The 21,778-nt window shown below is 60.8% G+C and carries 18 protein-coding genes; 5 read left to right on the top strand and 13 right to left on the bottom strand.

Features of this window, described 5'->3' with window-relative positions:
- The first annotated feature begins 45 nt into the window (after nucleotides 1-45).
- A complete protein-coding gene (locus KJP30_RS25135) occupies nucleotides 46-2,001 on the top strand; it encodes a methyl-accepting chemotaxis protein (protein ID WP_218451520.1) in 1,956 nt (651 codons plus the stop codon).
- A gap of 902 nt (nucleotides 2,002-2,903) precedes the next feature.
- Here the strand turns inward: KJP30_RS25135 and KJP30_RS21940 are convergent.
- The 9 genes from KJP30_RS21940 to KJP30_RS21900 all read right to left on the bottom strand — a co-directional run bounded on the left by KJP30_RS21940 (nucleotide 2,904) and on the right by KJP30_RS21900 (nucleotide 13,797).
- A complete protein-coding gene (locus KJP30_RS21940; RefSeq protein ID WP_218451519.1) occupies nucleotides 2,904-3,605 on the bottom strand; it encodes a FadR/GntR family transcriptional regulator in 702 nt (233 codons plus the stop codon).
- A gap of 138 nt (nucleotides 3,606-3,743) precedes the next feature.
- Nucleotides 3,744-5,273: a tripartite tricarboxylate transporter permease gene (locus tag KJP30_RS21935; RefSeq protein ID WP_218451518.1), complete on the bottom strand. Its 1,530-nt coding sequence runs from the start codon at nucleotides 5,271-5,273 to the stop codon at nucleotides 3,744-3,746.
- A gap of 3 nt (nucleotides 5,274-5,276) precedes the next feature.
- Nucleotides 5,277-5,726 carry a tripartite tricarboxylate transporter TctB family protein gene (locus KJP30_RS21930; RefSeq protein ID WP_218451517.1) on the bottom strand — a complete coding sequence of 150 codons (450 nt, stop codon included), beginning with the start codon at nucleotides 5,724-5,726 and terminating at the stop codon, nucleotides 5,277-5,279.
- 207 nt (nucleotides 5,727-5,933) lie between these two features.
- The gene (locus KJP30_RS21925; protein WP_218451516.1) at nucleotides 5,934-6,899 is read right to left on the bottom strand and encodes a Bug family tripartite tricarboxylate transporter substrate binding protein; all 966 of its coding nucleotides are present in this window, start codon (nucleotides 6,897-6,899) and stop codon (nucleotides 5,934-5,936) included.
- A 555-nt stretch (nucleotides 6,900-7,454) separates the two neighbouring features.
- On the bottom strand, nucleotides 7,455-8,969 hold the full coding sequence (locus tag KJP30_RS21920; RefSeq protein WP_218451515.1) for an aldehyde dehydrogenase (NADP(+)): 1,515 nt from the start codon (nucleotides 8,967-8,969) through the stop codon (nucleotides 7,455-7,457).
- Between the two features lies 1 nt (nucleotide 8,970).
- Nucleotides 8,971-9,696: a ribonuclease activity regulator RraA gene (locus KJP30_RS21915; RefSeq protein ID WP_218451514.1), complete on the bottom strand. Its 726-nt coding sequence runs from the start codon at nucleotides 9,694-9,696 to the stop codon at nucleotides 8,971-8,973.
- 621 nt (nucleotides 9,697-10,317) lie between these two features.
- Nucleotides 10,318-11,562: a Tm-1-like ATP-binding domain-containing protein gene (locus KJP30_RS21910; protein ID WP_218451513.1), complete on the bottom strand. Its 1,245-nt coding sequence runs from the start codon at nucleotides 11,560-11,562 to the stop codon at nucleotides 10,318-10,320.
- Nucleotides 11,563-11,575: 13 nt separating this feature from the next.
- The gene (locus tag KJP30_RS21905) at nucleotides 11,576-12,523 is read right to left on the bottom strand and encodes a phosphotransferase enzyme family protein (RefSeq protein WP_218451512.1); all 948 of its coding nucleotides are present in this window, start codon (nucleotides 12,521-12,523) and stop codon (nucleotides 11,576-11,578) included.
- On the bottom strand, nucleotides 12,520-13,797 hold the full coding sequence (locus tag KJP30_RS21900; protein ID WP_218451511.1) for an aspartate aminotransferase family protein: 1,278 nt from the start codon (nucleotides 13,795-13,797) through the stop codon (nucleotides 12,520-12,522). The genes KJP30_RS21905 and KJP30_RS21900 overlap by 4 nt, the downstream gene beginning before the upstream one ends.
- A 163-nt stretch (nucleotides 13,798-13,960) precedes the next feature.
- Between KJP30_RS21900 and KJP30_RS21895 the strand changes: the two genes are divergently transcribed.
- The 4 genes from KJP30_RS21895 (at nucleotide 13,961) to KJP30_RS21880 (ending at nucleotide 17,849) form a co-directional block, all read left to right on the top strand.
- Nucleotides 13,961-14,755, top strand: coding sequence for an IclR family transcriptional regulator (locus KJP30_RS21895; RefSeq protein ID WP_218451510.1), 795 nt, complete (start codon nucleotides 13,961-13,963; stop codon nucleotides 14,753-14,755).
- Nucleotides 14,756-15,015: 260 nt separating this feature from the next.
- Nucleotides 15,016-16,251 (top strand): tyrosine-type recombinase/integrase, encoded by a 1,236-nt coding sequence (locus KJP30_RS21890; protein WP_218451509.1) that lies wholly within the window; start codon nucleotides 15,016-15,018, stop codon nucleotides 16,249-16,251.
- A 75-nt stretch (nucleotides 16,252-16,326) separates the two neighbouring features.
- Nucleotides 16,327-16,626, top strand: coding sequence for an ArsR/SmtB family transcription factor (locus tag KJP30_RS21885; protein WP_218451508.1), 300 nt, complete (start codon nucleotides 16,327-16,329; stop codon nucleotides 16,624-16,626).
- Nucleotides 16,627-16,628: 2 nt separating this feature from the next.
- The gene (locus KJP30_RS21880; protein ID WP_218451507.1) at nucleotides 16,629-17,849 is read left to right on the top strand and encodes an NADH:flavin oxidoreductase/NADH oxidase family protein; all 1,221 of its coding nucleotides are present in this window, start codon (nucleotides 16,629-16,631) and stop codon (nucleotides 17,847-17,849) included.
- Nucleotides 17,850-18,039: 190 nt separating this feature from the next.
- On the opposite strand, the gene KJP30_RS21875 is transcribed toward KJP30_RS21880, so the two are convergent.
- The 4 genes from KJP30_RS21875 to KJP30_RS21860 are packed head-to-tail and all read right to left on the bottom strand — an operon-like array spanning nucleotide 18,040 to nucleotide 21,630.
- Nucleotides 18,040-18,813 carry a hydroxypyruvate isomerase family protein gene (locus KJP30_RS21875; protein ID WP_218451506.1) on the bottom strand — a complete coding sequence of 258 codons (774 nt, stop codon included), beginning with the start codon at nucleotides 18,811-18,813 and terminating at the stop codon, nucleotides 18,040-18,042.
- On the bottom strand, nucleotides 18,810-19,460 hold the full coding sequence (gene otnC / locus KJP30_RS21870) for a 3-oxo-tetronate 4-phosphate decarboxylase (protein WP_218451505.1): 651 nt from the start codon (nucleotides 19,458-19,460) through the stop codon (nucleotides 18,810-18,812). The genes KJP30_RS21875 and otnC overlap by 4 nt, the downstream gene beginning before the upstream one ends.
- Complete coding sequence (gene otnK, locus KJP30_RS21865; RefSeq protein ID WP_218451504.1) at nucleotides 19,457-20,725, bottom strand: 3-oxo-tetronate kinase; 1,269 nt, start codon at nucleotides 20,723-20,725, stop codon at nucleotides 19,457-19,459. The genes otnC and otnK overlap by 4 nt, the downstream gene beginning before the upstream one ends.
- Entirely contained in the window at nucleotides 20,722-21,630 is a 909-nt protein-coding gene (locus tag KJP30_RS21860) for an NAD(P)-dependent oxidoreductase (RefSeq protein ID WP_218451503.1), read from the bottom strand. Before KJP30_RS21860 ends, otnK begins: the two co-directional genes overlap by 4 nt.
- Between the last annotated feature and the right edge of the window lie 148 nt (nucleotides 21,631-21,778).

Here is a 21,778-nt window from a genome sequence, read left to right as displayed (position 1 = left end):
CCCGCGTGGGCAAATTTCGGCGAAGACGCAACATGGGAGATGACCGTGCGAAAGCTCTTCAGCCGCTTGGGGTTCCAGATTGGATTCGGCGTATCCGTTATGCTGTGCCTGCTGACGGCGGCGCTGTTTGTACCGCTGTTCAATCAAAGCAAAAGCGCCCTGCTGGAGGCTGCGGCCAACAAGCAGAACATGTCGATCAACATTCTGGCCAATGAGATGGCCACGAAACAGGAAATCGTGGTCAAGAAGGCGCCAGATGGCCAGATTCTCGGCGCGACGGCACCCGCCATTGCCGCCTTCGATGACCACAGCCTGATCGACACGGTCGGAGAGATTTCCGGCGAAACCGCCACCGTTTTCGTTTGGGATGAAACCCAGAAAGACTATGTGCGGCGCAGCACCAACATCATCAAGCCAGACGGGGCACGCGCCGTTGGCACGGTGCTTGGGCGCGAAAACCCGGTGTACCAATACATGATGCGCGCCGAGGTCTATCGCGGCAAGGCGACGATCCTTGGCAAGGACTACCTGACGATCTACGTCCCCGTACAGAACACTTCGGGCGCACCGCTTGGCATCCTGTATGTCGGCGTGTCCGAAGCCGCGCTAAGCGCCTCTATCAGCGGAATGCTTTGGTCCGGCCTGTCGATTGCCGCGCTCAGCCTTGCCGGCTTTCTGGCGATGACGATCTTTGCCTTGCGTTTCATGCTTGCGCCCATCGGCGGGCTGTCCGGGGCGGTTCGGTCAATTCGCGAAGGAGAGTACAACACGCTTGTCCCGCACACGGACCGCCCGGATGGGATCGGTGCCGTCGCACGCAGCGTCGATGCCTTCCGCACGCAGCTGATCGAAAACAAGGCGGAACAGGAAGCCGCCGAACGGCTGGACCGCGAACGTCAGTCGCTGTTCGAAGCGATGCGAAAGTCGATGGACGCCTTGAAACAGGGGAATGTTCAGACCCGAATGGAGACGAACGCATGGTCCGAACTGGGCGACGGCGCCACCAATCTGTGCGAGAATTTCAACGAGCTGGCCCATGCCTTCGATGAATTGACAGGACAGGTCAAAGCCAGCGTGGCAGCCGTCCGGGAAGGCGCGATGGATTTGCAGGCCATGTCCGGTGACATGTCTCGCCGGGCCGAAAATCAGGCCGCGACCCTTGAGGAAAGCGCCGCCGCGCTCGAAGAGATCTCGAACTCGGTCAAAATGGCCGCTGAACGTGCAAAGACCGCAAGCGAAATGGCCATCGACGGGCGGCACCGCGCAGAAACCGGCTCGGGCGTGATGCAGCGCGCGATGGAGGCCATGTCCAGCATCACCTCGTCTTCGGACGAGATCAGCAGCATCATCTCGGTGATCGACGACATCGCCTTTCAGACCAACCTGCTGGCGCTGAACGCAGGGGTCGAGGCCGCGCGCGCAGGTGAAGCTGGCAAAGGCTTTGCCGTCGTCGCCTCCGAGGTGCGGACACTGGCCCAACGCGCATCCGAATCCGCTCGCGAAATCAAGGAGCTGGTCACCCGAAGCGCCGAACAGGTCGAACAAGGCTCGCGCCTGATGGAGGAAACAAACGGAACGTTCAATTCGATCGTGGAAAGCTCTGGCAAGACGGCAGACCTTGTTTCGGAAATCGCGACCGCAGCGCAGGAACAGGCGACCGGCGTTCAGGAAATCAACACCGGCGTTTCCGAGCTTGATACCGTGACACAGCAAAACGCCGCCATGGTGGTTGAGATCAACGCAACCTGTGAAAAGCTGACCATCCAGACCGACCGCGCCTCGGACCTGATTTCGGCATTCCTTGGCGGACCGCGTCCCGCAAACGACAAGTCGACGCCCGGAACTCACGCGCAGCGTGCAACGGCCCATTCTGGCAAGGCAGAAGACCACGAGCCTGCCGGTTCCTGGGCCAGCCTGCCCGCAGAGCATGACAATACGGATTGGACAGCTCCGGCAGAGGGGCGCCTTGCCGCCAACGACACGGCTTGGTCCAACTTTTGAGCTGCCCAGCCATGGACCATGAACTGAATTCTGGCATCAAGCCCTGCGACGGGAATGGAAACAAAGTAATTGCGGGCTGGTCCGAACCACGACCAGCCCGCGGCCAAATCATCGGAACCAGCCCTGGTAGGGAACAGATATGACAGGCACCATGACCCGCTACGTCGCATCATCTCGACTAAATACCGCCGTCCACTACCCTGACGCCCTCCGCTGGATGGGCGGCCTGCGTTGAGAACAATCCCGTCAAACCTCGCTAGCGAAATGGCACAAAACATGGAGCCCGCCGATCCGTTTGGCAGGCGGCTTCATCTGGTGGCACAAAGCCGTCGCAGGGGCGCAACGCGTCGCGTATTGGCATCCTTTTTTAGGGCCCCCCCCTTCGCCCCCCGCGCCTTCCTTGGTGCGAATGCGTCGACCACGCGGATCAGGAACCGGAACCGACCATCGAGGATGAGCGCCTGTTGAACATGATGGAACTGCGCCAATCCATCGAGCCTGACGCGGCCTTTCATGCCGCCACCCGCCTGCGCGCCAGCACCATGGTCCAGCCACCGGAGACGCGCATCGCGCGCTGATCGCTTTCAAACCGGTGGCGATGAATGCGCTGCTCCTCGACCCTGCCCAGCTTGCCGACCAAATCGACCTATGCGCCGGCATCACATCCGCCAGCAACTATTGACTATGAGTTTTCAAATTCGGTTTCCGTGAACGTGCCCGCCAAGGTGCCCACCATGCCAAATGCGCTTGTACGAAACGCTATGCGGCATCCTCAGGGCCTGACGGAGCAACGTTAATCGGCGGCAGACCAAGGGATGCATACACGCAAAGCGTGCCGATCTCCGCTTGGCCCGCGGTACAAAAACACCGCATTCACCTTGATCAGGTGACGCGCGCGGGCATCAGCTCTCCTGCGTGCCTACGAACATCCGGTCCTTTGCCGCTGTGATGTGGTGGCGCATCGTGGCTTTTGCGACCTCGGGTTGCTTCAAACGGATCGCGTCAAGGACCGCCCGGTGCTCTGCCAGCACCAGTTCCTGTCGATCGGGCGTATCGAGCAGGGTCAGCGACCGCGACAGCTTGACCCCAAAGGCGATTTGCTCGCTCAGCGATTCCAGAACCGAGGAAAAGAACGGGTTTTTCGACGCACGCGCCACCGCCAGATGCAGTTGCTGATCGGCATCAACGCCAAGCGCGTTCTGCTGGTAGGTCTGCTCCATCAGCCGATAGGCTTCATCCATCGCGGCCAGGTCGTCATCGTCGCGCCGCCGTGCGGCCCAGGCGGCAGCCGCGCCTTCGACATCGATACGGAACTCGTAGCAGCGCTGGACGTCCGACACCGAGTCCAGTGGCACGAAACTGATCAGTTGGCGGTCAGGACGGCGCAACACATAGCTGCCCGAACCGCGCCGCGATTGCACGATACCGTCGTCACGCAGCCGTGACAGCGCCCCGCGCACGATGGGCCGCGAGACGCCAAAACTCTGTGCCAACGCCTCTTCGGTGGGCAACCGGCTGTGCACCGGGTACTCCTCCTCGATGATCTTGGCCAGCAGTTGGTCGTAAACCTGATCTGCCAGCGAAGGGCGTCTTGCCTCTGACAACCTTGCTCTCCTTGTTTTTGGTCCGAACGCGCCTGTGGTGCCTTTGTATACCGCAAATGCCTGGAATACAGCCACCGACCCGCATGAGATCAGAAGGTCTGACCAACTGGCGCGTCCGGAGGTCCCGAGATTGCCGGACTACTCTTTCGCTTTGGACGCTGCGGGCAACTCGGCCGGTTTGCGGATCACCAGAAAGTAGAAGAAGACCAGCGTCAATGCCACAAAGAACAGGCTGTCGGGATTGGTGAGGAAGGTTGTCGGATCCCCGTTCGACAGCGCCAGCGAGCGCCGCAGGAACTCTTCAAGGTTTGGCCCGAGGATATAGCCCAGCAACATGGTGATCACCGGGAAACCATTGCGCCGCAGGTAGAAGGCCAGAACACCCATGGCAAGCGCCATGAACATCTGGAAGGTCGAATAGGTCGCCACATAGCTGCCCACCACCGCCAGAAGCGCGATCACCGCATATAGCACATCCTTGCGCATCGAGACGATCTTGATGAAATACGGCCCCAGCAGCCAGAGCGTCAGCGGGATGAGCACGAGCGCACTGAACAAGAGCGCAGCCAGCATCGGCGCAATCAGTCCGGCCTGGTCGGCCATCAATTGCGGCCCCGGCTGAATGCCATTGATGACCAGAACGCCCAGCATGATCGCGGTGATCGGATCGCCCGGAATGCCGAAGGTCAGCATCGGCACCATGGCCCCGCCGCAGACTGCGTTGTTGGCGCTTTCGGATGCGGCGATGCCCTGCGGGTTACCTTTGCCGAAGGTTTCAGGCTCTTTTGAGGTGCGCACCGTTTCAGTGTAGGCGAGGAACGATCCCATCGACCCCCCCGCACCCGGCAAGGTGCCGACGAAATAGCCGATCAGGCAGGATTTGAAGTAGACGCCAAAGCCGATCTTGCGGATGTCCGACAGCGGCGGCATGAAATCGCGGCGCCGGATCCTGACCTTTTCAGCAGCCTTGGCAGCGGCGTCGGTATCGGTGTGAGAGTAAGCCTGACTCAACACCTCGGCGATGGCGAAGGTGCCGATGATCACCGGCATCAGGTCGATCCCGGCAGTCAGGTTGGAATAGCCGTAAGTAAAGCGTGTCACCGGCTCCATCGCGTCAAGCCCGACCGTTGCCAGCATCAGCCCGATACACGCGGCCAGCCCGGCCTGCGGAATTCGGCCCCGCTGGGCAATGACCACCACGATGATCGCAAATGCCAAAAGCGAGAACTTGCCCGTGGTTTTCACCAGCAGCGACAACTCGGCCACAAAGGGCGCGACAGCGATCAAAAGCAGCGCGCCCACCGCGCCGCCGAACATCGAACCGAGCGCCGCATGGCCCAGCGCCAGTGCGCCCTTGCCCTGTTGCTGCATCGGGTAACCGTCAAGGGCGGTCATCATAGAGGATGGCGCGCCGGGGATGTTGATGGTTGTGGCGGTGATCGAACCGCCGGTCATACCGGCCATGTATATGCTGGCGCAGGCCATCAGCGCGGTCTCGACATTCAGCGTGTATGTCAACGGCAACAAAAGCGCCATCGCCAGCGTCGCGGTCAGGCCCGGGATAGCCGCAAAGACAGTGCCGATAATGAAACCCATGATCACATAGGTCAGGTTGAACGGATCAAGCAGCAGGGAAAAGCTGCTGAAAACTTGGATGATGAAGTCCATGGTCTATACCCAAAGCATCGGGAGACGGACCCCGAACAATTGCTGGAACATGAGATAGGCGACGCCGGTGACCACGGCTGCAATCACCGCCTTGATGACAAGTTTCTCGAAGGACGAGAACAGCACGATCAGCGCAAAGACAAAGAGCCCCGACGACAGGAAGTACCCCAGCGGCTTGAACGCCACGATGTAGAAAAAGATCGCCACCACGACCCAGAGATGGGTGAAGGTGCGCGGTGCCTTGTTGGGGGGATCATCGCGCAAGTCGCGCGCTTTTTGCAGGATCAGGATGCTGCAAAAGAGGATTGCCGCACAGCCCACGAGCATAGGAAAGAACGCCGGCGTCAGGCCGTCATCAACAACGGGGGCACCCAAGCTGAGTGCGGACACGAGATAACCGATGGACACGGCCAGTGTAACGTAAAGAAATACCAGTTGCCTGTTCAAGAGCATCGCCTTCTCCCGGGCTGGGGGTGGTGGGGTTTGCAGCGAAATGCTGTCGCTGCGCCGTACCTCGGGGCGTGTCGCCTTTTGGGACCAAGGCAGGATCGGAGATAGAAGGAAGGGACCGGGCGTCGCAGACGTCTCCGGCCCCTGACCGGTACTTGTACCGGTGCAAGCCCCCGATCCGAAGACCGGGAGCCAAGCGGTCGGGAGAGTTTACAGATCCAGTTCGTCCATGACCGCGAAGGTCTTGGTCTGCAACTCGTCGATCCAGGTCACAACATCATCGGAGCCCAGCCAGTCGGCGGTCACGCCGATTTGCGCCAGCCAATCCTGAAATTCGGCGCTGTCATAGGCTGCCTTGAACGTGGCCTCCAGCGTGTCGACCACGTCATCCGGCGTGTTGGCCGGAGCGGCGAGCACAATGAAGCTGCCGGTTTGCAGGTCATAACCCTTGGATTTCAGCGTCGGCACGTCGGTGTAAGTCGCGTTCTGCACCGCGGTCAGCTCGACCACTCCCTTGGCATCACCCGACGCCAGCAGGCCGCTGAAGTCGCCCAGGGAAGAGATCGCCGCGTCCAGTTCGCCCGAGAGTAACGCTTCGGCTTCGGCGCTGGACGATCCGGCATAGGTGATAACGTTGAAATCCACGTCGAGCAGTTTTTCGAGCTGCATCACCGAGAGGTAGGGGCCAGAGCCTTTGGGGGCCACGCCGATACGCACTGTACCGGGGTTCTCCTTGGCGCGGGCGACCAGATCCTCAAAACTTTCGATGCCCGAATGCTTGGAAACGACAATGGCGTCGGCCTCGGAGGTGATCCGCGCGATCGGTTTCATGTTGTCGAGCGAATAACCCGGCACCATCTGGCCGCGCGGCAGGGTGATGATGCTGTCATAGGTCAGCACGGCAACAGTGTGGCCATCGGGCCGCGCGCTGGTCATCTGGATCAGACCCGTGGCGGTGACTGCACCGGCAATGTTTTCAACATAGATCGATTTCGGCAGTGCCTGCTCAGCGATGTTGCTGATCTTGCGCGAAATCGCATCAGCGCCGCCACCGGCCGGCCACGGTACGATCAGGCGGATGTCGCGGGTCGGAAAATCCGCCGCAGCCACCGACGTGGCGAGAACAACAGCGCCGAGCGCCGCGCCAAGTGTTGTTTTGAAGACTTTAGAAATCATGGACATGTTCCTCCCAAACAGTAGTGTCCTCCAGGCAAGCCTGGCACGTTGAATGCGCTGGCGGGCCCGGTCATCGGGTCCGCGCCAGAGCGGTTGATTGTGTGTTTCAGAATGGTGCAAAGCCGGGAAACCGGGTCTTCGACGTCACTGGCGGCACAGACCTATGGATACATCCCGCGCCCCTCAGATCAGACTTCTTGCGCGCGACGAAGCACGCAGACCGGCGCTTTCTGTGCGACTGACAACACCCTCCCGTTTGATGCCGGGCCGATGGCCCCGCAAATCGCCGCATTTGTGACCGGCTCCCCCGGATCACCTGGTCAAATTACAGAAACCACCCTTACAAGTCTACACAAATTTTTACTAATTGCAGGCAATTTCTGTGGATAACTAGCCATTTTTGTTCACTTATGGAACAAATTTGACCCTCTCAGCGCCAACCTCACGGCTTCTGGCGCGCATATGGAATAATTTGTAAATTCCCTCTCACGCGCCGGATCTGTGATGGAGGTCCGCCGGCATCACGTGCCGACGGACCCATGAAAAACGTCAAACTTACGCGATGTCCGCCGGCAACAGTGCGGCAGGAAGGTTCTGATAGCACACCGGCCGCAAGAAGCGGCGGATCGACAGGGTGCCAACCGAGGTCGCGCCAAAGTTTGTCGAGGCCGGATACGGCCCGCCATGAACCATCGCGTCACAGACCTCGACACCGGTGGGAAAGCCATTTGCCAGCACCCGCCCCGCCATCCGCTCCAGCACCGGCAGAAGATCGCGGGCCAAGCCGATGTCGCCATCGTCCATCTGCAACGTCGCGGTCAACTGGCCCTTGAAGCTCTTGGCCACGGCTTGCATCTGCGCCGCGTCCCTGACCCGAACCACAAGCCCCAGCGGGCCAAAGACCTCTTCCGAGAGCCCTTCGTTGGACATCCAGTCTTCGCCCGAGACCTCGAACAGATAGGGCGCCGCCGAACGCCCCTCGCAGGAACTGCTCAGCAGCGATTTCACCCCGGCGCCCTCTGCCATCCGGCGCGCGCCGTTGCGATAGGCGTCGGCCATGCCATCGGTCAGCATCGTCTGCGCTGCGACCGCATTTAGCGCTCCGGTTGCGGCGGTAACGAAGGCATCCGCCTCCGACCCGTCGACCACGATGGCGATGCCAGGGTTGGTGCAGAACTGGCCCACCCCCATGGTCAGGCTGCCGGCCCAGCCGGTGCCCAGTTCGGCACCGCGCGCCGTGGCGGCACAGGGCAGCACGAACATCGGGTTCACCGACCCCAGCTCGCCGAAAAAGGGGATCGGCTCGTCTCGCTGGGCGCAGAGGTCGAACAATGCGCGCCCCCCACCCAGCGAGCCTGTGAAACCCACCGCCTTGATCCGCGGATCGGTGACCAGCGCCTCGCCCACCGCGCGGGAACCGCCCTGCACGAAGCCGAAAATGCCACCATCCATGCCAAGCTTGTCCAGCGCGGCAACGATGGCGTCGGCGACGATCTCACCGGTGCCGGGGTGCGCGCCGTGACCCTTGACCACCACAGGACAGCCTGCCGCCAGCGCTGCGGCGGTATCGCCCCCGGCAGTGGAAAAGGCCAACGGGAAGTTCGAGGCACCGAACACGGCAACCGGACCGACAGGACGCTGCATCATCCGCAGATCGGGACGTGGCAGCGGCTGCCGGTCAGGCAAGGCCCCGTCATGGCGCCGGTCAAGATAGCTGCCGTCGCGGATATGGGAAGCAAACAACCTGAGCTGGCCGGTGGTGCGACCGCGCTCCCCTTCAAGACGCGCTGCGGGCAGACCGGTCTCGGCGGTGCCGATCTCGGTAATCTGGTCGCCGCGGGCGTCGATCTCGTCAGCTATGGTTTCCAGTAACACGGCACGCTCTTCGCGCGAGGTGGCGGCAAAGCCGGGAAAAGCCGCTTGCGCTGCGGCGCAGGCTTCGTCCACCAGCGCGGGCGTGCCGACCGAAAAGTCAAAGCCGTGGCCGCTGGAAGGTGCAGAGGCAAACTTGGTGTCTGTCCCGACACGTTTTCCGGCGATCAGGTGATCGCCATGGGGCATGAATGTCATATTAGCGTCCTGTTTTTGCGCGCCATTTGCTGAATTTCTCGAGGCTTTCATCGTCGGTCCCCGGATAGAGTCCGATGATCCCTGCCCCACCGTTGACCTGCTCGAGCACAAAGTCCTCGTAGGATTCCATCTCGGTGCATTCCGCTGCGATCTCCTCGACCAAATGCGCCGGGATCACCATGACGCCGTCGCCGTCGCCCAGCATCACGTCGCCGGGGAAAACCGGTGCATCGCCACAAGAGATCGGGACGTTGATGTCGATCGCCTCATGAAGCGTCAGGTTGGTGGGCGCCGAGGGGCGGGCGAAATAGGCCGGCATGTCGAGCGCACCGATGCCGGCGGCGTCACGCACCCCTCCATCCGAGACCACGCCCGCCACGCCGCGGTTTTGCAGCCGGCTGACCAGAATCGACCCTGCGGTTGCGGCACGGCAGTCCTTGCGTGCATCCATCACAAGCACATGGCCCTTGGGGCAGGTTTCGACCGCGACGCGCTGCTTGTGATCGCGATCGCGAAACACGGTGATCGGATTGCGATCTTCGCGCGCCGGAATGTAGCGCAGCGTGAAGGCCTGGCCGACCATGGTCACTGGCTTGCGCTCGACCGGTGTAACGCCCTGCACGAACTGGTTGCGCAACCCGCGTTTGTAAAGCGCTGTGGCCACGGAAGCCGTGGACACCTTGCGCAACTTGTCACGCGTCTGATCGGACAGGATGTAGTCTTTCATGGTCTCTTCCTATGGTGTGACGTCTGACAGCTTTGGGAGGTGCATTCTGTGGCGAGCTGTCGCCCGGTCCGGTCCGACAGTATCGCGCGGCTCCCCGGACCTTCGGCCAGGTGCAGCCAGAATCTCCCCCAAAACGGTTTTCCCGTAGGTACACGTTTGGATGTTAATTTGTCAATATTTGTAATGAATGGGCGGGTAATTTGTCAATCTATCGCCGATTTTCACCGATATTTTGAGGCAAATACCTACTTATAATAACAACTTTAGGTTTTCGGGGGCGCTCAAACCCCAGACCAAGGGGCCGAAAATCCAGCACCACTCCGGCCAGAGCTCTTGGCGTGGCAGCGCAAAGTATCCGCTTCATGAGCGTCGCTCGGGTTTCCGGACCAAGCCCGAAAGCATCCAGCTTGCGGCGGCACTGGCGGCAGAAGTGACCCCGGAAAATTCCCCGGGTCCTGCGCGCACCGTCGCGTGAAAGCTTGCTTGCGCCGAATAACTCCGTGCCGCCTTTCCAGCACGGGATTGGCGGCAGGTTAGAGCGGAAGGAAAGATCGACCGGCTGAACCCGGGTCAGGGTTCACAACCAATAGATGACGAGACCCGCAAGCGCGGCGTACATCCTTATGCCAAGGGCACGCCGGTCGGGACCACGCCTTCTGCAATCCAGGAATCCAGCCGAGCCAGGACAGCTTCGCAGAAAGCTTCATCATTGATGTGGCAATCGAGCACGGTCGTCGGGATACGACCTGAAAGCGCGGCTTCCGCCTCTGCGATGAAGGCGGCAAGCCCTTCGGGATCATGGGCCGGCGCCCCCGGTCGGTCCCATTCTTCAATTCCATGGGCGGGCAGAAAGACATGGGTCGGCCCGGTGGCCTCGGCAAGTCGCGCCGCCATTTCGCGCGCAATATGCCGGCGCTCACTTGCGTTGAAGGCGACGTTCTTGATCAGCCGGTTGTGCTGATGAAAGGGGCGGCCCTTGAAACGGTCGGGGATGTCTTGCCACCCGGCGAGGTCCAGAATGTCACTGGCCCCCGGGGAGACCATCTGTGGTGTCCCGCTGCGACCCGCACCGGTCAGCCGGTCTGCGCCTGCACTGACGAGCGACCCTGACAGCATGTTGACGAACTCTTGCAGCGAGAAATCCATCACGCAGGCAAAGGCACCCTGGGTCGCCAGCTTCTCAAATGCCATGCCGCCCATGCCGGTGGTGTGAAACACCGCCACGTCATAGCCGCGCGCCACCAGCTCCGGATGCAGACGCTTCATGTATTTCAGGCACGATGAGCCCAATGACGTCATCCCGATCATGGGACGGCGAAAGGCGGGTGGTTCGACGGCGCGTGTTGCGCCCAACACCGCGCCCGCGGCCTGTGACAAAGAGGACTTGCAGAGCGGGTTCAGCCCGTAGAGCCCTCCAGCCCAGAGGATGAATTGAACATCCGCCGCCATCCGCTCGGCTGCGATCAACGGGGATCCTGCGACGGTGGAAACGATGTATTTCGGCACCCCGATGGGCAGCGCCTGCGCACAATCCAGCGCCAAGTCGGTGCCCATGGTGCCGCCAAGGGCGATCATTCCATCGAACCGCCCTTCATCGTAGAGCCGCCGCGTGGTTGCCGCCGCACCGGCGCTCATCTTCTCGAATGCCTCTCCCTCCTCACCCAAGGCAATCAGCATGTCGATGGTGCAGTCCGCTGCCGCCGCGACGTCATGCTTGGTGATATCGACCGGTTGCGGCGGGTCGCCCAGAACGCTCACGTCCATAGTCAGGACACTGCCACCCTCGTCGCGGATCCGACCAATCAGGTAATCCAGTTCGTTTGCCTTGGTGTCAAAAGTACCGATCACCAATATCGTCTTGGTCATGTCAGCCTCCCCCTCAGACTGAATGGGTTTCCCCCAGAAAGGACGCGCAAAGCCTACTTGCGCGCGCATTGAATCGCGCGTTCCGCTCCTCGGCCCCGGCCTCCCCCATGCGCGGAACGATCCAGCCCACGTAGGTGACCGCGCGCAGGGCAAGAAACAAATCCAGCAGCCGGTCATCCAGCGGCCGAACCTCGCGATACCCTTCCAACAGCGCGGCTTTCAGCGTGGGATAGTCCGGCTCATCCATGTTGCGCAGCAGCGCGGTGGCAATGTCGAACAGACGAAAGCCGAACCCGCCGTCGTCGAAATCAAGAAGTTTGATTTCTTCCCCATCGACAAGCACGTTCTCACGCAACGGATCAGCATGGATCAGACCGTAGTCCAGCCGATCTGCGTATCGCTTCAGTGCTTGCCTCGCCTGAACCCGGAACCGCTCCAACAAGGCGCGTGCTTCGGGATCGAGGGTCGGGTTCTCCCAGAAACACCCCCAGACCGGGTCTTCCCCCAACAACCCGTCCGCATCCCAAGAGCAGCGGGTGAAGCCCGGCGGGTACGTCCAGGCATCACTGGCTTCGTGCAGCCGCGCCAGAATCTGCCCCAGCCGCCGAAATACCAGCGGCCCATCAGCCAGCGCGAGAGGGGCTTGGCCTTCGCCAAGCGGCGTACCATGCATCCAGCCGATCAGGTCGGCGAAACCGCCCCCCACTTGTTCCAAAAGCTTCCCGGAAAGCGACCGGCGGGGCCGCGGCACGTGCAATCCCGCGCGGTCAATCGCATCCAGCCATTGCAATTCGGACCACAGTTCCGCCTCGCTGCGATAGCCCGGACGCTTCAGGCGCAGGGCGAAATCTCCCTCGTTTGTGTGAACTCGGTAGACACGGTTTTCACGACCCGCGACAAAGTCGCATCGGGCCCCGGCAAAGCCCCAAAGGGTAAGTGCCTGTTGTACGGCCTCAGTCACGGGGCGACCGGAGTTTCGGCCATGACCGCGTCGAGCGTGTCAATCAGCAGATCAAGATGCTCTTCGGCGAAGGGCATCGGAGGACGGATCTTGAGCGTGTTCTTGTGCCGCCCCAGCTTTGACAGCAGGATGCCCCGGTTCCGCATCGCGTTGACCACTCGGTCAGCATACGTGCTGGCTGGATCCTTGGTGCCCCGGTCAAGAACAAACTCTGCACCAAAAACCATGCCGCTTTGGCGCACATCACCAATGACCTCGTATTTCTTCGCCAATTCGGTCAGCCGCTCTTGTGCCAGTCGCCCGATCCGGGCGGCATGAGCTTGCAGGTTACGGTCCTGTAACTCGCGCAACACCGCCATGGCCGCGGCGCAGGAGACCGGGTTGCCTCCGAATGTGTTGAAATATCGGAACGCGTGACGAAATCGCGCCATGATCTCGGGCGTTGTCACCAGACCGGCGACGGGATGACCATTGCCCATCGGCTTTCCCATGGTCACGACATCCGGGATCACGCCCTGTTTCTGATGCGCCCAGAAATGGCTTCCCGAGCGACCAAAGCCGGATTGCACCTCGTCACAGATCAATAGCCCGCCAGCCTTGCGCACCGCCTCTGCCGCGGGCTTCAGCCAGCCTTCAGCTTGGGTCGGGAAGCCCTCGTTCAGAAAGAGCGGACAGACGATCAGCGCGGCAAACCCGATGCCCGCCTCCTCCAGCGCGTCGATCTGTTCCCGCACCTGCGCGGCAAAGCGTTGCCCATCAGGATCGTCGATCCGATAGCTGTCGGGCGCATGCACATGGCGTAGATACTGCCCCAGTCCAAATCCCACTTCGGGGATGTTGCTTTTGGACAGGTGACTGACCAGCGCGGTATTGCCGTGATAGGTTGCATCCGTCGCGATGATGCCACGCTTGCCTGTCATTGCTTCGGCCATACGCAACGCGATGTCGTTGGCCTCGGACCCCGAGCAGGTCAGTATCGCGGTTCGAAGATCGCCGTCGAAGGTATCTACAAGCGCCTCGGTGTAGTCCAGAATTCCAGTATGCAGGTAACGGGTGTGGGTGTTCAGCCTGCCAGCCTGTTGGCAGATCGCATCCACAACCCGCGGATTGCAATGCCCCACGTGCGGCACGTTGTTGTAGCAGTCCAGATACCGGCTGCCGCTTGCGTCCCACAACCAGACGCCCTCCCCCCGGACGATATGCACCGGGTCGTCGTAGAAGGTCGAAACATTCGGCCCAAGCAGAGCGCGCCTGCGTTCAACTATTCCCGACATCGCCAGTCTCCTTTCACACCACCGCGCAGCGCCACGGGTTGTTGACTTTCAAAGATGGTTCTATATTGTAACCGCTGGTTGATAATTTAAACCCCCGGATTTTCAGCGTCAATGACCGAAGGCTACAGGTCGTTCCGGAGCCTCATCGAAACGGAGAAGCGCAATGTCGTCCACAGTTGCCAAAGCCTTGTCTCTTCTGGAGTATTTCTCCGAGGAAGAGCCCGAACTGGGCCTTTCCGAACTGACCAGACGCGCCGGGATCAACAAGGCCTCGGTCTATCGCCTGTTGACCAGCCTGACCGACGCCGGACTTCTGGAGCAAAAGGAAGGGACGCGCGCATATTCTCTGGGTGCGGGGGTCTTGAGGCTGGCGCAGATCCGCGAGGCGACCTCACCCATTGCTTCGATTGTGAGCCCGGCACTGGAACAGTTGGCAAATAACCTCGGTGAAACGGCACATGCCTCGATCATCTCAGGGCCAGCTCTTGCGACAATCGGAATTTGCGAAAGCACGCGCAGCACGCGGGTGTCCCTGATCGCGGGCGAGATACTGCCGCTTCACAGCACCGCATCCGGTGTCGCGGTGTTGGCATTTGGCTCCCAAGCGCTACGAGACCGGACATTGGTTTTGCCGCTGAAATCCCAGACGATCTACACCATGACCGATCCGGAAGAAGTCCGCGAAAGCATCGCGATTGTGCAGCGGCAGGGATATGCAACGTCCGAAGAAGAAAACGAAGAGGACGTCTATGGCATTGCGGTTCCCTTCTTCGACCAAAGCGGAATGGCTCGGGGTGCGCTCGCCGTGGCCACACCGTGCCACAGGATGACGGACAGTCTCCGCCAACAAATTGTAACATCGCTATGGCAAGAGGCCGATGCCGTGTCCCACGCGATCGGCGGACACCCCTCGCGGATGTTTTCACAAGCGATTGCGCAAACGGTCGGAGACGGATGAAAGCCAATGAAACTGATCGGAACAGGAAACGCCCCAACTCTCAGCTCACCAAGGCATCTCAGGCAAGCTGGAAAACAGGCAACAAAGGCGGCGGTGGCGGAGGCTCAGGGAGCGATACAGTGCGCGATTTCCGTGGCGCTTACTGGTAAAAAATGTAAATTTTCAGAATAATATGGCGATTCTCGTGTCATCTGATCTCATCGCATGTCGCCGAATGTCAGAGATAAAGTGTATCCGGAGTGTCTCTCTTGCCCAGTCCAATGTCCACTGATGTAGCCATCCGCAAATGGAAGCCCGAGAAGCCGGGCGAAGCCCGCAGTGTTGGTGGGCGAGACGGGCTCTACGTTCGTGGCTGGCCTTCCGGAAGCAAGGCGTTTTATCTCCGGCCCAAGACTTGGCTGAAGGTCGGTGACTATCCGGAAGTCAAGCTGGCGACGGCGCGTGAAATTGCGCTGACCGCCAAGCGCCTGCGCGGCGAAGGGTTCGGGATCGAGGCGCTCAAGAAGGGGCTGGCCAACTCGAACGATGCGGCCACCTTTGAGAAGGTTGTCCGAGGTGCGGTGCTGGGCGGTCTTTCGGATCAACACGACCATCGGGTGCCCACCTATGATGATCTCTGGCAAGACTGGTTCGCGGATGTCGAACCGCATCTGCAAGCCGGTCCAAGCCGTCGCCGCCCACGTGCGATCCATGAGCAGCACATCAGCCCCGTGATCGGCAAACGCCCAATCAACGAGATCCGACGTCGAGAAATCCATGACCTCTTGCTGCCGCTCTTCCGCAAGATTCCGGTCACGGCAGGGCATGCTCTGGGGCACATCGACAAGGTCTTTGAACTGGCGATCACGCGCGAGTTTCGCGAGGAAAACCCCACGCCGCCAAGGTCGCAATTCCCCAAGAGGAGCACGCCGAAACGCCATCACGGAACGTTGCCGGCCGAGGATATGCCGCGGCTGTGGCAAGCTGTTCAGGCGACCAACGCCAGCCCGTCCACCAAACTCGCGATCCTTGTCGCCATGGTGACAGGGCACCGCGTGGGCGTGGTCGTCCAGGCGAGGTGGGATCATATCGATCTCGACACAGGTGTTTGGACCGTCCCTGCGCGCAGCAGCAAGGAGGATACTGGTCACATGAAATCGGGCCGCGAGTATTCCCTGCGGATACCGGATGGCCTCCTGGCTCAACTGGTCGCGCTCAAGGCCGCAAATCCCTCTGCTGAGTTCGCCTTCGAGAGCCCGACGACGCGAGGCCATGTCTCGCCGAATGCGCTCCTGAAGATCCTCAAGCGATACGATACCAGTTTGACCAATCACGGCTTCCGGAATGCGATCAAGGAATACTGTCGCCGAGCCTCGCCGCCCGTCCCCGACCACATTGCGGACGCCTTTTGCGATCACAGTTTGAAGGGGCTGGATGCAAGCTACCGCAGAATTGACACTTCTGGCGAGCGGGCCGACCTTTCAAGGCGCCTCTATGAGTTCATCGCTGGAAAATGAAGACACCACTTGACCTGCCCCCTGCTGGTGTTGGGCGGCTTGACTTAAATTCATAATATCGAGATAAATCGATATATGAACATAGATAAAGCTCTCTCAGCTCTTAACAACCCGATCCGCCGCCAGATACTTGCGTGGCTCAAGGACCGTTCCAACTTCCCGCCAGCCTTGCCGGAACACGCTGATCTGACCGGTGTATGCGTCGGCTACATTCAGGAAAGGGCCAACCTCTCTCAATCGACAGTGTCGACTTACATGCGCCTGCTCAAGGATGCGAACCTCGTGACCTCGGAACGACATGGCCAATGGACTTTCTACAGCCGGAATGAAGAAGCCATCGCGGCGATGCTGAAAACGCTGCAAGAGGAAGTGTAGCCATGACCATCAACGACCCTCTCATCCTGCCAAATGGCGTCACACTCAAAAACCGCATCGTGAAATCCGCGATGTCAGAGGCGCTTGCGGACGCGGACAACAATCCAACACACGCCCTTATCGACCTCTTCGCGCGATGGAGCTCGGGGGGCGCGGCATTGCTGATCACCGGAAACACACCTGTGGATAGAATGCACCTCGAACACGCGGGAAACTTCGTTCTGGACCCCGATACGGATATGAAGAGCGCCTCAGCACTGGCCGCGGCAGGTAAAAGCGGTGACGCCAAAACCCTCGTGCAACTCGCTCACGCCGGTCGGCAAACCCCCGAAGCGATCAATGCCTCCCCAACATCTGTTTCAGACCTCCAATTGGATTTACCGGGCTACGGCAAGCCGACCCCGGCAAGCGAGTCCGATTTCGAAGAGATCATTGCAAAGTTTGTCCGGTCCGCCAGAATCGCTCAAGAGGTTGGTTTTGATGGCGTTGAGATTCACGCCGCACATGGCTACCTGCTGAGTTCCGCCTTGTCGTCCCGGATCAACACCCGCACCGACCGTTGGGGCGGTTCATTGGGAAACCGGGCACGGCTAGTGATTGAGGTGGTCAAAGCGGTTCGGAGCGCCGTGAATCCATATTTTATTGTTGCCGTCAAACTGAACTCATCCGACTTCCAGAAAGGCGGCTTCGACCACGCCGAGGCTGTTCAGGTAGCCGTGATGCTGGAAGCCGAGGGAATAGATTTCATCGAAATCTCCGGCGGCAATTTCGAAAAACCGACGGCATATCAACACGTTTCGAAAAGTGGTTCGACGCAGATACGCGAAGCTTACTTTCTCGACTACGCCGCCGCGATCAAGGTGGCACTGACCATTCCCCTGATGGTCACCGGAGGTTTTCGATCTTCCTGCGTCATGAACGACGCCATTTCACGCGGCAAAACCGACTTGATCGGGATAGGCCGCCCCTTTGTCGCTGATCCAGGTTTCGCCGCCAAATTGCTCAGCGGCGAAATCGCCAAAGCACCTGCTGTTGAACAAAATTTCCCGCCCGCCGACACTTTGCCGCGTGGCGCGGTCCTCAATTGGTTCTGCACACAGATCGAACTTGCGGGAACAACAGGTTCACCGGACCTCGCAATGTCTCTTGTAGATGGGCATGAACGCTACTTGAATCAAATAAAACTGGCCACTGAGCGGCTACTCGAAGCGAGATGCGATTGACCTCTGTCTGAAAATAGCTTCGAACACTACTTGTAGCGGACATTTTTGCAGGCTTGATGGAAGTAAGCTTGGTGCGCAAGACTGCCAATTGCGAGCCTCTACGGCTGCTGCTTTTCTCGTGGATAACAGGGAAAAATGTCAAAAAGTAGTTATCGGGTAGGAATAGTAGATCTCTCTGCATTTCGGACGCCTACACCCGCTTGGCAACCCGGTCGTTCAGCCAGCCAAGCGTGTCGTCGGTGCTACCGTCGGGTTTGTATTCCGCGCCTAGCGGACGGCCATAGCCCAGATCGGAAATGACCCGGAACACGTGGTCATAGTTGATCTCTCCATGATCCGGGGAGCCGCGACCCGGGACAGAAGCGAACTGGATGTGCCCAATCGACGGCAGGAGCGTCTCGATCCTGTGAGACAGATCGCCCTCCATCAGTTGCACATGGTAGCAGTCGAACATCAGTTTCAGGTTTGACATCCCCACCGCCTCGATGATCGCCAGCGCCTGGTCGGTCGTCGTCAGGAAATAGCCCGGCGCGTCGTATTTGTTCAGCGGTTCGATCAGGATGGTGATGCCGTGGGGGGCGGATTGCGCGCAGGCGTATTTCAGGTTCGAGACAAAGGTGTTGCGGGCCGCGTACCCAGCGGCAAACCCGGCCATGACATGGATGTTCGGTGTTCCGATGGCGGCAGCATAGGCGATGCCCTCGTCGATGGCCGAACGCGCTTCGGCTTCGCGGCCGGGGATGGCCGACAGTCCATTGTCACCGGCGGCGACAGCGCCACGCCGGGTGTTCAGGCCCAGCATCTGCAGACCGGTCTCATCCAGAGCGGCCTTCACCGCGTCGGTGGGAATGTCATAGGGCCAGTGGCATTCGACGGCGTCGAACCCCGACGCCTTGGCGGCCCGGATGGCTTCGGGCAGCGGTCGGTCGGCCCACAGGAAACCGAGGTTGGCAGAAAATCTCATCCGTCCCACTCCACATCGAATTTGGTGATCAGCGCCCGAACCTCGGCCTCAGTTAGGCCGCGCGGGTGCACGCTCCGCGTCAGCATCGCCAGGCGCGCGGTGTCTTCGAGCTCCTCGATAGCGTTGCAGGCGGCCTCGACATCCTTGCCGGCCACGACGGGGCCGTGATTGGCCAGCATCACCGCGCTGCGTTTGCCGGCAAGCCCGCGCACCGCCTCACCCATCGCCGGGTCGCCCGGCAGGAAGAAGGGCAACAGCTTGACCCGGCCCAGCTTCATGATCCCGTAGGGCGTGAGCGGCGGCAGGAAGTTGTCTTCGTCCACGTCCGGCATCATGGAAAGCGCGACGGAATGACAGGAATGCAGATGCACCACCGCGCCCGCCGTGCTGCGGGTGTCGTAGAACGCGGAATGCAGCGGCATTTCCTTGGTCGGTTTGTCGCCTTCGACGTGGTTGCCATCAGCGTCGAAGCGGCTGAGCCGGGCGGGATCGAGCCGGCCAAAGCTGGTGCCGGTCGGCGAAACCAACAGGCCGCCATCCTCGGTCTTGGCCGAGATATTGCCGGTACTGCCGCTGGTAAGGCCACGGTCGAACATCGATTTGGCCAAGAGACAGATCTGTTCGCGCAAGCGCGCCTCTGCGGTCATGACGTCAGCCTTTCCTGCGCGTCGGTAAAGAACGTCTCGCGGCCGAAATTGCCGGATTTCAGGGTAAGCGCGATCTGGAGACCGCCAGAGTGGCAATAGGTCCAGGGCACACCGGGCGCGATCTCTGTCCCGATGTCCAACTGGGCGACACCCAACGCCTTGGTGACCGCGCCAGAGGTTTCTCCGCCCGCAACGATCACGCGGCGCGCGCCCCTGTCGCGCGCCGCGACCGCGCAGGCCGACAGCGCGGCTTCGACGATCTCGCCTGCGCCAGCCACGCCCAGCCTGTCCTGCGCCGCGCGTACGCTTTCTGGATTGGCCGTGGCGTAGATCAACGGAGCCGCCTCCAGATTCTGTCCCGCCAACCAGTCCAGCGCCTTCTGCGGTCCGTCCTCCGCCAGTGCCAGCGGGTCCAGCTGGAAGGCCGTGGCGCCGCGGTTGATATAATCCGCCACCTGCTTGTTGGTCAGGGCAGAGCAGCTGCCCGATAGCACGATGGTGCCTCTGCCAAGCGTCGGCGCCTTTGCCTTGGGCGCATCAGGCGAAAGCGTGCCATCGGCCAGGTAAAGCGCGGGCAGCGGCATGGCCACGGCGCTGCCGCCAGTCATCAGCGGCATGCCGCGGCAGGCTTCGGCGATCACTGACAGGTCCTCGTTTGCCACGGCATCGACCACCACGTGAGCCACGCCCTGCGTCTTCAGCGCGTCCAGCTCCGCCCGCAGCGCCTGCGGCCCCTGCGCCACCGTCAACCTGTCCGCCAGCCCCACGGGGAGCGTCACCTGCGGTTTCAGCAGGCGCATCAGATTGCTGTCGCGCATGGGGGTCAGCGGGTGATCCCTCATCGGGCTCTCCGCCAGCGGCTGACGCCCGACAAACAGATTGCCCATGAAGATGGAGCGCCCGTTTTCCGGGAAGGCCGGGCAATAGATCGTCTGATCCGTGCCCAAATCCGCCATCAGCGCTTCGGCCACGGGGCCGATATTGCCTTCTGCCGTGCTGTCGAAAGTCGAGCAATACTTCCAAAAGAAGCGCCGCGCCCCCGCCGCCTGCAGCCATTTCAGCGCAGCGAGTGTCTCGGCAACGGCTTCACACACGGGAGCGGTTCGTGATTTCAGCGCGATCACCTCGAAAGCGGCAGGATCCGACGGCGGTTGTTCGGGGACACCAATCCTAAGGGAAACCCGAACCCCGCTGCGGGCAAGGAGCCCGGCAAGGTCCGTTGCACCGGTGAAGTCATCGGCAATACAGCCAAGAACGGTCGTCATTTGTCCTCTCCCGCCAATGCCAGACGCGCGCTACGGGTATAGACCTTGGCCACTGCAGCATCATCCTCCTGACCAAGCCCCATCCCTACGGCGGCGAGGAACTGCCTCATCGCAAGGGCAGTGATCGGGGGACTGAACCGCGCTGACCTCGCGATGTTCAGCACGATGCCCAGATCCTTGGGCCAAATAATGACCGAATTCAGCAGCGTGCAGTCCCCAAGTACGATATGTGGTGTACGGTTTTCCATCATCCAGCTGGTGCTGGCGCATTTGCTGATCACCTCGACGAACTTCTCGGGGGCCAAACCCTGGGTCATGCCAAAGGTCAGCGCCTCGGCCATGGTGGCAATATTCACTCCAGCCAAAAGCAGGTTGACCGCCTTCATAGCGCTGCCTGTCCCGGCTTCGCCCCCGAGCTCGAACACTATCTCGGCGATGCTATCCAAGAACGGCTGGGAAACGGTCAAGGCATCGGGCGTGCCCGAGGCCACAATCGACAATTTCCCGCTGGCGGCCTTCGCGGCTCCGCCCGAAATCGGTGCGTCGAGATAGAGAATCCCGTCCGCGGCGCAGCGCACCGACATCTCCCTTTCAAAGGCCGAGGGCGCGGTGGCACAGGCTACGACCACCGCTCCGGACCGCAACCGGGCGACGATACCATCCACGCCGAAAATCACGCTATTGGTTTGGGCTGTGTTCAGAACAACAATCGCAACGGCATCCAGATCACCGGCGGCGTTGGTCAGGGCACCGCCCTGCCCGCCCTCTGCCTGGAACCGGGCAACATGATCGGAGCTGATGTCCGCCCCCCAGACCCTGTGGCCACCGCGAAGCGCGGAGACGGCAATGCCGTAGCTCATCGCGCCCAACCCGACTACAGCCACGTTTTTGCTATTGTTTGTCATTTCAGTTTCCTTTCGCCCACCGGGGCCACCGCGGGGCAACGTCAGGTAAGAATAGAACAGCCATCAGCGCAGCGATCTGCAATTACCATTGGACACGCAGCCCACCGCCACCGCGCACGCCGACACGCAAGGCTTCCGGCAGTCCAAG

It is taken from the genome of Antarctobacter sediminis (genome assembly GCF_019218285.1).
Taxonomy (GTDB): Bacteria; Pseudomonadota; Alphaproteobacteria; order Rhodobacterales; family Rhodobacteraceae; genus Antarctobacter; species Antarctobacter sediminis.
The sequence above is the reverse complement of the archived record's forward strand: the minus strand, read 5'-3'. Positions and strand labels throughout refer to the sequence as shown.